General features: G+C 63.0%; 11 protein-coding genes. 6 read left to right on the forward strand and 5 right to left on the reverse strand.

Features of this window, described 5'->3' with window-relative positions:
* Window positions 1-1,635, forward strand: a 1,635-nt coding sequence (locus tag GC148_RS09160; protein WP_291070374.1) for a Tex family protein, incomplete at its 5' end; no start/stop codon positions are given.
* Window positions 1,636-1,641: 6 nt separating this feature from the next.
* Here the strand turns inward: GC148_RS09160 and GC148_RS09165 are convergent.
* The 5 genes from GC148_RS09165 to GC148_RS09185 all read right to left on the reverse strand — a co-directional run bounded on the left by GC148_RS09165 (window position 1,642) and on the right by GC148_RS09185 (window position 6,336).
* Window positions 1,642-2,529 carry a family 16 glycosylhydrolase gene (locus tag GC148_RS09165; RefSeq protein ID WP_291070375.1) on the reverse strand — a complete coding sequence of 296 codons (888 nt, stop codon included), beginning with the start codon at window positions 2,527-2,529 and terminating at the stop codon, window positions 1,642-1,644.
* Between the two features lie 88 nt (window positions 2,530-2,617).
* On the reverse strand, window positions 2,618-3,313 hold the full coding sequence (locus GC148_RS09170; protein WP_291070376.1) for a sugar transferase: 696 nt from the start codon (window positions 3,311-3,313) through the stop codon (window positions 2,618-2,620).
* Between the two features lie 359 nt (window positions 3,314-3,672).
* On the reverse strand, window positions 3,673-4,263 hold the full coding sequence (locus tag GC148_RS09175) for a polysaccharide biosynthesis/export family protein (protein WP_291070377.1): 591 nt from the start codon (window positions 4,261-4,263) through the stop codon (window positions 3,673-3,675).
* 62 nt (window positions 4,264-4,325) lie between these two features.
* Window positions 4,326-5,243: a metallophosphoesterase family protein gene (locus GC148_RS09180; RefSeq protein WP_291070378.1), complete on the reverse strand. Its 918-nt coding sequence runs from the start codon at window positions 5,241-5,243 to the stop codon at window positions 4,326-4,328.
* 55 nt (window positions 5,244-5,298) lie between these two features.
* Window positions 5,299-6,336 carry a glycosyltransferase family 2 protein gene (locus tag GC148_RS09185; protein ID WP_291070379.1) on the reverse strand — a complete coding sequence of 346 codons (1,038 nt, stop codon included), beginning with the start codon at window positions 6,334-6,336 and terminating at the stop codon, window positions 5,299-5,301.
* A gap of 204 nt (window positions 6,337-6,540) precedes the next feature.
* On the opposite strand from GC148_RS09185, the gene GC148_RS09190 reads away from it, so the two are divergent.
* From GC148_RS09190 to GC148_RS09210, 5 genes are all read left to right on the forward strand, one after another.
* Window positions 6,541-6,831, forward strand: coding sequence for a putative quinol monooxygenase (locus GC148_RS09190; RefSeq protein WP_291070380.1), 291 nt, complete (start codon window positions 6,541-6,543; stop codon window positions 6,829-6,831).
* 15 nt (window positions 6,832-6,846) lie between these two features.
* A complete protein-coding gene (locus GC148_RS09195; protein ID WP_291070381.1) occupies window positions 6,847-8,070 on the forward strand; it encodes an acyl-CoA dehydrogenase family protein in 1,224 nt (407 codons plus the stop codon).
* Between the two features lie 34 nt (window positions 8,071-8,104).
* Window positions 8,105-9,559: an MFS transporter gene (locus GC148_RS09200; protein WP_291070382.1), complete on the forward strand. Its 1,455-nt coding sequence runs from the start codon at window positions 8,105-8,107 to the stop codon at window positions 9,557-9,559.
* A 59-nt stretch (window positions 9,560-9,618) separates the two neighbouring features.
* Complete coding sequence (locus GC148_RS09205) at window positions 9,619-11,037, forward strand: Do family serine endopeptidase (protein ID WP_291070383.1); 1,419 nt, start codon at window positions 9,619-9,621, stop codon at window positions 11,035-11,037.
* Between the two features lie 95 nt (window positions 11,038-11,132).
* Window positions 11,133-12,752, forward strand: coding sequence for an AbgT family transporter (locus tag GC148_RS09210; protein WP_291070384.1), 1,620 nt, complete (start codon window positions 11,133-11,135; stop codon window positions 12,750-12,752).
* Window positions 12,753-12,867: the final 115 nt, after the last annotated feature.

Consider the following 12,867-nt stretch of genomic DNA (forward strand, 5'->3'; position numbering starts at 1 on the left):
AAATCCACCGTTGCCAAAGGCAAGGCGGAAGAGGGCGCCAAGTTCTCCGACTATTTCGACTTCGACCAACCGATCGAGCAGCTACCGTCCCACCGCCTCCTCGCGCTGCTGCGCGGTGAGAAGGAAGGCATCCTCAAGCTCAACCTCGATATTCCGCACCCGAAGGATCGCCCGCATCCGGCCGTATCGGTCGTGATGTCGAAGGCGGGCCTTGCGCGCAAGGGCCGCGCGGCAGACCAGTGGCTCGCCGAAACGGCCGAAGCCGCCTGGAAGACACGCCTCGCGCCGGCCTGCACCAATGATCTCTTCGCCCGCGTCAAGGAACGCGCCGACGGCGAAGCCATCCGTGTATTCTCCACCAACATGAAGTCGCTGCTGCTGGCCGCGCCGGCCGGTCCGAAAACCGTGATCGGCATCGACCCCGGCATCCGTACAGGCTGCAAGGTCGCCGTGGTCGATGCCACAGGCAAGCTGCTCGAAACCGCGACCATCTATCCGCATGAGCCGAAGCGCGACTGGGCCGGCGCGCTCACCACGCTGGCGCGCCTTGCGAAAAAGCACAAGGCGCAGCTGGTCAGCGTCGGCAACGGCACGGCCAGCCGCGAAACGGACAAGCTCGTCGCCGAACTCACCAACAAGATGCCGGACCTCGGCCTGACGCGCGTGATGGTGTCAGAGGCCGGCGCTTCGGTCTATTCCGCGTCGGAACTCGCGGCGAAGGAATTCCCGGATCTCAACGTGTCGCTGCGCGGCGCGGTGTCGATTGCCCGCCGGCTTCAGGATCCGCTGGCGGAGCTCGTGAAGATCGAGCCGAAAGCCATCGGCGTGGGTCAGTACCAGCACGATGTCGACCAGACGGCGCTCTCGCAGTCGCTCGACGCCGTGGTGGAAGATTGCGTCAACGCCGTCGGTGTCGATGTGAACACCGCCTCGGCGCCGCTCTTGTCGCGCGTCTCCGGTCTCAACGAAACGCTGGCATCGAACATCGTTGCCTTCCGCAATGAGAACGGCGCGTTCAAGTCGCGCGCTGCGCTCAAGAAAGTGCCGCGCATGGGTCCGAAGGCATTCGAACAGTCTGCCGGTTTCCTGCGCATCCGTGAGGCAAAGAACCCGCTCGATGCCTCGGCGGTTCACCCCGAAGCCTATGAAGTCGTCGAGCGCATCTCCGAAAAGACCGGCCGCGAACTCAAGAGCCTGATCGGCGACAAGGCCTTCCTGTCGAAACTGAAAGCGCGCGACTTCTCGGACGCCCGCTTCGGTGAGCCGACCGTCAAGGACATCCTCAAGGAACTCGAAAAGCCGGGCCGCGATCCGCGCCCGGAATTCAAGACCGCGACCTTCAAGGACGGCGTCGAAACGCTGTCAGACCTGAAGCCCGGCATGGTGCTTGAAGGCGTGGTCACCAACGTCACGGCCTTCGGAGCCTTCGTCGATATCGGCGTCCACGAGGACGGTCTCGTCCACATTTCGGAGCTTTCGGACACGTTCGTGAAAGATCCGCATACGGTCGTGAAGGCCGGGCAGGTGGTGAACGTGCGCGTCAAGGACGTTGACGCCGCCCGCAAACGGATCGGCCTCAGTATGAAGTCCGAAACCGCCGCCGAGCCGCGCGGCCATGCCGGTGGGCGGCGCTAGCGCCGTCTACTTGTTGTAGTCGCTCAGCTTGAACGTGTCGGAGCATTGCTCCGTCTGGTCCCCGGCGGCCCGGTAGCTCAGGCAATAGAACGTTGCACGTGCGCCGTCCTTGAAGGTTGGCCGTCCGTGCCATTCGTACTGGTCCGGCGTGCCGCTCCAGAGGTGCACCATCAACCGTCCCGGCGTCTGGGGAATCGGGAAGTCCTGGGGCTTGGCCGTGTAGGCCAGCCGGTCGTCGACATACCAGCGGATCGCGTCCGTTTCCCATTCGAACGCGTAGAGGTGAACCTCCTTGCTCGCGTCGAACCCGAGCGGAATGTAAATCGAGCCGAACGGCTTGCCGTTCGTGAAATAGTTCGCGTGCATCCGGGTGAGGTCCTTACCCAGGAACTCGATGTCGATCTCGTCATGCGGATCGCCGAACTGCTCGTGCGTGTGCGTGAACATCGCCGATACCGTGCCGGAGCCGGGCGCCGCCTGCATCACGACTTCATAGCGACCGAAATGGTGGAAGCCCATGTGCTGGTATTCTCCGCCGATGATCTTCTTGTGGGCGACCTTCTTGCGCCGCACTTCCAGTTCCAGCCGGTCCTTCAGGAAGTGCACCATGCCGCGCCGCCAGGCCGGGTGGGGCGAGTTCGGATAGTAGAAGTCCGAAATGTACCACTCGGTCTTGTCGTGTTTTCCGCCGAAATGCTTGACGAAGGAGGGGACAAGTTCGCGGGCGAGGGTGGGCGCTGTCATCGCAGCGAGCACCGGCGTTTCCGGCGGGGGTGGGGGATGCGAAGGTGGAGAGATGAACGCCGCGAGCGCTGTCAGGAAAGTACCTGTCAATAGCGCGAAGCCGATCATCCGCCAGACGCCGTACGGTTTGTGTTGTCCGGTCGAAGTCATGCGGGCGGTCTCGGCTTGGATGGAGCGCAGGCCGCAGCGCGGTCCTGGAATGCACAGGCTAGACCGGCGGGGCGTGCCCGCCCAGTCTTTACTTTGCGCCTGTCGACATCAGGACGGCCGGCACAGTCTTCAGGATGATCCAGATATCACCCCAGAATGTGCGGGTCTTGACGTATTTCTTGTCCAGCTCGACCCGCTCGGCATAGGTCGTGTTGCTGCGGCCGCTCGTCTGCCACAGGCCGGTGAGGCCGGGGCGGACGCTGCAATAGTGCACGAAGTCGTCGCCATATTTCGGGCGCTCATACAGCGGGATCGGGCGCGGACCGACGATCGACATGTCGCCGCGGATGATGTTCAGCAGCTGCGGCAGTTCGTCGATCGAGGTGGCGCGGATGAATTTGCCCAGCGGCGTGATGCGCGGATCGTTGGTCAATTTCTGCGTCAGGTCCCATTCGCGGCGCGCTTCTGGGTCGCTGTCGAGCACCGCCTGCAGCTTTTCAGCGGCATTCGGCACCATCGAGCGCAGCTTGAGGCACTGGAACGTTTCCCCGTTCAGGCCCCAGCGCGGCTGGGAATAGAGAGCCTTCTGGCCGTCCTGGAGACGGATGGCGATCGCCACCACCAGCAGCAGCGGCGCGAGGAAAAGGAGCCCCAGGGACGCCGCGACGATGTCGAACAGGCGTTTGACGCTGAGGTCTTCGCCGTTCGGCGAGCCCTCATACTCGTGATCCGTGTACGTGTCGTTTGCCAGACCAGTGGTCTGATCGCCGAACCGGAAGTCCATGGAAGTTCCCCTAAAAAGTCTACATTGCCGATATCAGGTACTGGCTTCAGAAGGTGCCCCCACGGCATCAAATGAAGCTTTTCCCTTGTCCTGATCTTGGCATTTGCAATTCGTATACCACTGCTGCGGTCGCGAATTAAGGGGAAATTAGAAGTTTCACCTGCGGCGAGAAGTATTCGTTAAATATTCCGGCACTGCGATACCCGCGGCGCCGCGCACTTGTGCAGATACGGGACCCTGGAGGTCCGAGACGGGATGTCGCAGCCTTAAACCGGCGATTCGCCGGATCGGCCCTGCAAAAGAATGAGGCGCCGCGGGGGCTCGCAGCGCCTCGATCAATTTGGTCCGGCCAGTCCGGATCAGAAGATCCGCTCGCCCACCCGGATCGTGTCGCCCGGCTTGACCACCGTGCTCGGCGTCAGATCGTAGGCAATCTCGCGGTCGGAATCGATGCTCTTGATGTGCACCACCTTCTTGTTCGCGCGGTAGGTGAATCCGCCAGCCGCCGCCACCGCGTTCTGAACGGTCAGGCCGCTGGTATAGGGGTATTCGCCCGGCTTGCCGACTTCGCCCAAAATGTAGAACGGGCGATAATTGATCACTTCGACGCTGACGCGCGGGTTGAGGATGTAGCCATTGCCGAGGCTGGCCGAGATCGCGTTCTCCAGTGCGGCGGTCGAGAGGCCCTCAGCCTTCATCTGGCCGATCAGCGGCAGCGAGATCGCGCCCGTGCCGTCGACTTCGAATTCGCCCGACAGGTCGGGATGGCCGAACACGGTCACGCGAAGGCGGTCAGCGGAGCCCAGCGTATAGGCCGTGGCGACCTGGGTTTCTGCGTCGATGGTCGCGCCGTCGCGGGCGCCGGCCGTGCCGCCGGTGGTGCCGCACGCAGCCAGCGCGAGCGTCAGGGCGGACAGGAAGAAGATGAATAGAGGACGAAGCGCGGTCATGGTTGCGGTATTCTCCCAGGGGTCTTTGGCGGCATCACCGGATGGGGCGACGTTGGGTTGATTCAGGTGCTCAAGAAAGCAACATCTGTGCCGATAAGCTTTGCGGCCGTCAGCTTCCCGGTCAGGAAAGCGCCGGTATCGAGACCGATGCGGCGTTCATCATAATGCACGGCGTCCATCGGTGTATGACCATGCACCACCATCTGGGCAAACGGCGCCGCATCATCGAGGAATTCCTCTCGGATCCACAGCATGTCGCGCGTGCTCTGTTCCTCCAGCGCCACGCCCGGCCGCAGGCCGGCATGCACGAACAGGTAGTCGCCCGCCACATGGTAGGGCTTCAGCGACTGGAAAAAGGCGAGGTGCTCTGCCGGCAGCTTCACCTGGAACTCGTTCCACACTTTCGTCCACGCATTGCGGGCCGCCTGCATCTCCTCGTGGGAGTTCAGGCTGGCGCGCTGGTTCGGCGGCTGAAGGCCGTAGGAATAAAGGGTCTCGGCGCCGCCATAGCGGGCCCACTGGCTTCCGAACGAGGCTTCGCGGGTGAACCGCAGCAGCGCCTCTTCATGGTTACCCATCAGGTAGACCGGGTCGAACTTGTCCGCTGCGCCGCTCGTGAAGAAGTTGATCACGTCGCGCGATTGCAGGCCGCGGTCGATATAGTCGCCCAGGAACACGATCTGCGGCTTAACGCCATCCGGCAGCGTCGCTGCGTCTTCCTCGATCAGGTGCACCAGCCGCTCGAGCAGGTCCCGGCGGCCGTGGATGTCGCCGATGGCGTAGATGCACACACCGTCCGGCGCCATCGCCTTGCGGGCGACCGGGCCTTGCGGCGCCCGGGCCGTTTCCTGGTAATCGTCATTGGCGGGCTGACGGCGGAATCCCTGTTCAATGCGGGCACGAAGCGCGCTCGCGCTCCGGCCGATGGATTTCAGCCTGCTGCGAAGGGCCGATTGAACTCCAGTCTTAGAGTTGGCCATGTTGAACATCCTGTCCGGAGACTAGTTTACTAAGGTTCTGCGTCAAAACCAAGAATTAGCGCGCATTCTGGTTGGTATTTGGCAACAAGGCTTCCCGAAGGAAGCCCGCCGCCCAGCTCATATGCATGGTTCCTGCCGCGAGGCCTGCAAACAGGCCGCACGCCGACTTGTGCTTCCAGGCCACCAGCACCGATGCGGCCGCCAGGATCGACACATATCCCAACGGGAGCAGCAGCGCAGGCACATACATCAGTGAGGCGAGCAGGCCGAGCGCCGAACCGAGAAAGGCGATGATCGGCACGGTCTGGCGGATCTTCAGCCGGGAGCCATGCTTGCGTACATTTCGGGCGCGGCCTTTGCCGTAACCATAATACTGTTTCGCCAGCCGCGAGACGCTGCCGCGCGGGATGTAGCGGATGCGGATGCCGGCATCGAGATAGACCCGCCCGCCGGCCTTGCCGAGGCGCACGTCATATTCGGCGTCTTCATTGTGCGAGAACGTCTCGTCATAGCCGCCGATCCGGCGATACCAGCCGAGATCGAACCCGGCATGATGGCCATGATCAACCCAGCCTGAGGCTTTGCCGCCGCGATGGGCTGCGCCGCCGGAGCCGAGCGGGGTGTCAACCACCCAGGCATTGCCCTTTTCGAAACAGGTCTCGCCCTCGGCGTCCATGGGGATCACCAGGGAGGCGGCGCCCGTGTCTGTCAGCGACTGGGCCACATCGAGGATGAAATTGTCAGGGTAAATGGAGTGCGCGTCGCAGCGCACCAGGATGCGCGCGGCGTCCGAGGCGAACGTGGCTGCGGCCAGGTTCAGCGCCGCCGATTGCAGGCGTTTCGGGTTGTTGAGCACGCCCAGATTGGGAAATTCCCCCCTCAGGCCCTGCACGATAGCCACCGTGTCGTCGGTGCTGCCGCCATCGGCCACCAGCAGCGGCACGCGGCGCAGGTCGGGCGATCCGGCCATCAGCGACCGGATACAGGCCTCGATATGGCGCGCTTCATTGAGCGTCGGGATCACGGCGAGAATCGTCGCCGGGTCCACTTTCGGCGAAGCGGCGGCGGGCATGGGCGTTTCTGTGTCGGTCATGTCCAGCATCGATCTGCGGTCTCCAGGAGTCCGCACGGTTCAGCAATATTTGTTCCAGAAGGAGATTTCCGCTCCGATGACCTGTCCTGACAGGCGAATTCGGCATTAACCTTAACAACCACCGCCACCTACCCCTGCGGACGGGCTTGCCCGTTTCGACGGACTCCATACTGTGTGTCCAACAAACTTAAAGGGAGAACGCACATGATCGGTGTTGTTGCAAAGTTGAAGATCCAGGCCGGCAAGCAAGGCGAATTCGAACAGGTCGCCAAGGACCTGATGGCAAAGGTCAAGGCAAACGAGCCGGGCTGCCTGACCTATCAGCTCTACAAGGCCAAGGGCTCGGAAACCGACTACATCTTCATGGAGCAGTACGCTTCTGCCGACGCGCTGAAGGCGCACGGCCAGACTGAATACTTCAAGGCCGCCGGCCCGAAGCTCGGCGCTGTCCTCGGCGGCGCGCCCGAGATCGCCTATTACGACATTGTCGAATAACCCGGAGCTTCAGCCATGGACCTCTCGCTTTCCCCGTCCGACCTGAAGTTCCAGCAAGAGGTACGCGAGTGGATCGCCGTCAATTTTGACGCCGACCTGCGTGCGCGCATGGCGCTGTCGAAGAACGGCTATATCGACAAGCCCAGCCAGGTGACCTGGCAGAAGAAGCTCGCCGCGAAGGGCTGGATTGCCCCGAACTGGCCGGAAAAGTATGGCGGCCCCGGCCTGACCACCACCCAACGCTACATCCTGCACTCGGAACTGTCGGGCGCCGGCACGCCGAATGTCGCGCCGTTCGGCATCTCCATGGTCGCCCCGGTGATCATGGCCTTCGGCAATGACGAGCAGAAGAAGAAACACCTGCCGCCGATCCTGAGCTCCGATCTCTGGTGGTGTCAGGGCTATTCGGAGCCGGGCTCTGGCTCGGACCTCGCGTCCTTGCAGATGAGCGCCGTGCGGGACGGCGACGAGTACGTCCTCAACGGGTCCAAGATCTGGACGACGCTCGCCCAATGGGCCGACATGATCTTCTGCCTCGTGCGCACCTCGAAAGCGGGCAAGCCGCAGGAAGGCATCAGCTTCATCGTCTTTCCGATGACGCTACCCGGCATCACCATCCGCCCGCTGCCCACGCTTGACGGCCCGGCGGAAGGCCAGCACGAGATCAATCAGGTTTTCTTCGAGAACGTCCGTGTGAAGATCAAGGACGCCCTGATCGGTAAGGAAAACGAAGGCTGGACCTATGCGAAATACCTGCTCGAGTTCGAGCGGGGCAATGCCTATGCGCCCGGCCTGCGCCACATGCTCAGCAAGACCCGCAAGATCGCCTCGAAGGAAATCGATGGCGGCGAGCCGGTCATCAGGAACCCTGACTTTGCCCGCAAGCTCGCGATGATGGAGATGCGCATCGAGGCGCTCGACGCCACAGAACGCCGGGTCCTGTCCTCGCTGTCGGCCGGCCAGAATGTCGGCCCGGAAAGCTCGATGCTGAAATGCGCCGGCTCGGAAGCCCAGCAGGCGATCACCGAGCTGACGCTGGAAGCGGCCGGCTTCTATGCCGAGCCGTTCATGCAGGACACGCTGTCGCTTGCGGGAGCAGGGGCCAATGTGGACTCGCCGACGCCGACCTATGCCCTGACCGCTGCGCCGAGCTATTTCAACTACCGCAAGACCTCGATCTATGCGGGGTCAAACGAAATCCAGCGCAACATCATGGCCAAGGCGGTTCTCGGTCTCTGAGCTTCTGACGACAGCCCGCACTGGAACGCCCGAAATGACGACAGCCATCGCTGCCAAGCCGAACCTGTTGACGCGTATCTCGTTCGGAATCGGCGGCGCCGCATCCGGGATCAAGGACAACGGGTTCGAGTACGTCCTGTTGTTCTTTTACTCCAACATCCTTGGGGTAGATGCAGGCCTCGTCGCGCTTGCGCTGTTGTTTGCGCTGATCATCGACGCCGTTTCGGATCCGGTTGTCGGCTACTGGTCGGACAACCTTCGCACCCGGTTCGGTCGGCGGCACCCGATGATGTATGGTGCGTTGATCCCGGTCGCCATTTCCTACTTCCTCACCTGGAATCCACCGGCTGGCGTATCGGGCAACGACCTGTTCCTCTGGCTTCTCGCCACCACGATTTTCGTGCGACTCGCGTTCACATTCTACGAGGTGCCCAGTACAGCGCTCGCGGCAGAGCTGACCCAGGATTATGACGCGCGCACGTCGCTGATGTCGCTGCGTTACTTTTTTGCCTGGTTCGGCGGCCTCACGATCCAGATCCTGTTGTTCTGGTTCCTGCTCGTGCCGACGCCCGATATTCCGGTCGGTGTGTTCAATGTCGGCGGCTGGAACACCTACGGCTCCGTGGCCGCGGTCTGCATCTTTCTTGCCGTACTCGTCTGCGCAGCAGGCACCCACCGCCACATCCCGAACCTGAAGGCGCCGCCGCCCGCGCGCCAACTGACCCTCGGGCTGATCTTCAAGGAAATCTTCGAGACAGTCTCCAACCCATCATTCCGCGCCTTGTTCCTTGCCACGCTGTTCGGCCTGATCGCTTCGGGTATTTCCGCCACCCTGAACCAGTACATCAACACGATCTTCTGGGGCTTCGATAACGAGCAGATCGCGAAGATCACGGCCGCCGTCTACATATCCGCTGTGCTCGCCCTGATCATTGCGCCGCTGATCGGCAAGACCTTCGGCAAGAAGCGCGGCGCCATCGTGATCGGCGTTCTTGCTTTTTCAATTGCGCCCATGCCCGTGATCCTGCGTCTGCTGGGCTTCTTGCCACCCAATGGCAGCGAGGACCTCTTCAACATCATCATCTCCATCACGATTTTCGACCTGGCGCTGATCATTGCCACGCAGATGCTGATGGGCTCGATGGTTGCCGACATCGTTGAAGACAGTCCATTGCAGACCGGGCGCCGTTCGGAGGGTATCTTCTTCGCGGGAATAAGCTTCATCCGAAAGCTGTCACAGGGCGCCGGCGTCCTGACGGCGTCTGCGGTGCTTTCGGTTGCCGGGTTCGCCCAGGGCGGCGGTGGGGCCGGGGCAACGCCCGAGTCGATTCGTGCGCTCGGCCTGGGGTATGCCGTCTGCTTGCTCACGGCGTGGACGCTGATGCTCATCTGCGTCAGTTTCTACAGGATCAGTCGCGAATCGCATGCCGAGAACCTTCGCGCATTGGGCGAACGGGAAGCGGCCGCAACGCTCGCGGGAAGCGACTAACTGAAATGTCATGCATGTGCGAATTGCGCCGCATTTCGCGCCGCAATAGAGCCATGTTCATGACCGATCCCCGCACCATGACCAAACACGTTTCCAAGCTCCTCGCCTTTGCGAGCCTGGCTGTCCTGATGGCGCTCACGGTGGCCCTTGCGCCGATGTTCGCGCAGGCCCAGCAGGTGCCGCAGTCGCAGGAGCAGATTTCGCTCAGCTTCGCGCCTCTCGTGCGCCAGGCCTCGCCGGCGGTCGTCAACGTCTACACGGCCAAGGTCGCCACCGCCCGCGTCAACACGATGGAACAGCTGTTGTTCGGCGTTCCGGCTCAGGGCACGGTGCAGAATTCGCTTGGTTCGGGCGTCATCGTCGCACCCGACGGCGTCATCATCACCAACAACCACGTCATCCAGGGCGCAGACTCGTTCCGGGTCGTCCTAAGCGACCGGCGCGAATACGAGGCCGAGCTGCTGCTCGCCGATGCGCGCACCGATCTCGCCGTCCTGAAGATCGATGTCGGCACGGAGAAACTGCCGAGCCTGCCCTTTGCCGACAGCCGCACCGTTCAGGTCGGTGACCTTGTCCTCGCCATCGGCAACCCCTTCGGCGTCGGCCAGACCGTCACCAACGGCATCATCTCCGCCACCGCCCGCACCGATGTAGGCGTGTCGGACTACTCCTTCTTCCTGCAGACCGACGCAGCCGTGAACCCCGGCAACTCGGGCGGCGCCCTGATCAACACCAAGGGCGAACTGGTCGGCGTCAACACCGCCATCTTCTCGCGCTCAGGCGGCTCGGTCGGCATCGGCTTCGCCATCCCGTCCGAAATGGTCAAGCGCGTCGTCGATGCGGCAGTCAATGGCGGCACCTTCGTGCGCCCCTGGCTCGGCCTCGCGGCCCAGGCGGTCAGCTTCGACATCGCCAAGACGCAAGGCCTGACGCGCCCGGTCGGCGTCATCGTCACCGAAGTCTATCCCGATGGCCCCTCGGCCAAAGCCGGCTTGCGCCGCGGTGACCTTGTGACCGCCATCGACGACCGCGAAGTGTTTGACGAGAAGGGCCTGAAATTCCTCGCCGCCGTGCGCAAGCCGGGTGAGCTCGCCAAGCTCACTGTCCTGCGCGGCGGCAAGACGCAGACCATCAATGTCCGCGTCCAGCCACCTCCGGGCGCGACCGAAGCGGATGTCGTGCTGCTCACCGATTCGACCATCTTCAACGGCGCCCGCGTGATCGAGCTCTCGCCGCGCCTCGCCGAAGAGAATGGCCTCGACCCGTTCTCCAAGGGCTCGGGAATCTATGTTCACTCGGTTACCCGCGGCACTGTTTCCCGAAACTATTTCCAGCCGGGTGACATCATCCGCGCCGTGAATGGCAAGCAGACCAAGACGGTCAAGGAGCTGGAAGGCATCCTCAAGAAAGGTGGCCGCAGCTGGGATCTCGAAATTGAGCGCAACGGCCGCACCATCAAGGGCACCGTCAAGACCTGACGGGCGCTTGGGCGCCCTTGCTGCCCGGAACCGAAAACGCTTGCCTTCCGGACCGTCCTTGAGCCAACTCTGCCCCCAAACAGGGGAGTTGACACATGACCGATGCAACAAGCGCAGCACCGCAGAAAGGATTTCTCGGATTCGTCGAGCGCGCCGGCAACAAACTGCCGGATCCCGTCTTCCTGTTCTTCTATCTGATCCTGATCCTTGTTGCCGTTTCGGTCCTCTGCGCCTTGCTGGGCGTGTCAGCGGTCCACCCGACCCAGATCGAGGCCGATGGCACGGCCGTGGTGATCGAGGCGGCCAGCCTGCTCTCACCTGACAATCTGCAGCGCCTGTGGGTGCAGATGCCGGCCACCTTCACCCATTTCCACCCGCTCGGCTATGTCCTTGTCGTCATGCTTGGCGCCGGTGTGGCGGAACGCTCCGGCCTCTTCGCCAGCGGCATGCGCGCGGCCGTGCGCGGCGCGCCGAAGGCGCTGCTGACGCCGGTGGTCGCGCTGATCGCCATGCTGTCGAACCACGCATCGGACGCGGGCTATGTTGTGCTCATCCCGCTCGCGGGCATCCTCTATGCGGCCGCGGGCCGGCATCCCATTGCCGGAATTGCGGCGGCCTTTGCGGGCGTCTCGGGTGGCTTCTCGGCGAACATCACCCCGGGCCAGCTGGACGCCTTGCTCTTCGGCATCACCCAGCAAGCGGTGGACAATTCCGGCCTGGTCGAAGGCCTGCATGTCAATATCGCGGGCAACTGGTTCTTCATCACGGCGCTGATGATCATCTATCTGCCGATCATCTGGTTCGTCACGGACCGGATCATCGAACCGCGCCTCGGCAAATGGACACCGTCGGCCGAACAGGCCCGGGATTTCGGTGACGAGGACAAGCCGCTCGATGCCGGCCAGCGCAAGGGAATCGGCCGGGCCGGACTTGCCGCGCTCGGCGTCGTACTGCTCTGGGTGCTGATGACTTTCGGACCGGGTACGCCGCTGATCAACGAGGAGGCTTGCTTGCCGGACGCCATGGCGGCCGGCGACTGTTCCATCCATGCCAACCTTGCGCCGCTCTACCAGTCGCTGGTGGCCGGTTTCTTCCTGCTCTTCCTGTTTGCCGGCTGGGCCTATGGCGCCGCGGCCGGGACGATCAACAACCACCGCGACCTCGTTGGCATGATGTCCGAGGCGATGAAGGACATGGGCTACTATCTCGTGCTCGCCTTTGCGGCGGCGCATTTCGTTGCGATGTTCGGCTGGTCCAATCTCGGCCTGATCGGCGCCGTGCACGGAGCAGGGGCAATCGAGTCGAGCGGCCTGCCGCTGCCTCTGGTGCTCGGGCTCATCGTGATCTTCACCGGCTTCCTCAACCTGTTCGTCGGCTCGGCGAGCGCCAAGTGGGCGCTGCTCGCCCCGGTGCTCGTGCCGATGCTGATGCTGGTCGGCATCAGTCCGGAAGGGGCAACCGCCGCCTACCGGGTGGGTGACGGGGCGACCAATATCATCACGCCCTTGATGGTCTATTTCCCACTGATCCTGATCTTCGCCCAGCGCTGGAAGAAGGATTTCGGGCTCGGCAGCCTGACTGCGCTGATGCTCCCTTATTCGTTCTGGCTGCTGTTGACCGGCATCGTCCTAACGGTCGGCTGGTTTACCCTTGGCCTGGATCTGGGGCCCGGCGCGCCGGCAGGTTACAGCCTTCCGGAGGTTGCCGCGCCCTAGCCCCGCAGCGACTTCCGGGCGCAGCATCAGATGGATTGCAAGCCGCTGGACGCGGAGTCATATCTCTGCGCGGTTTCGTCCTAGGAGGGGCACCCATGAACTCAAAACCGGGGTC

This window comes from Hyphomonas sp., from assembly GCF_016125515.1.
GTDB lineage: Bacteria > Pseudomonadota > Alphaproteobacteria > Caulobacterales > Hyphomonadaceae > Hyphomonas.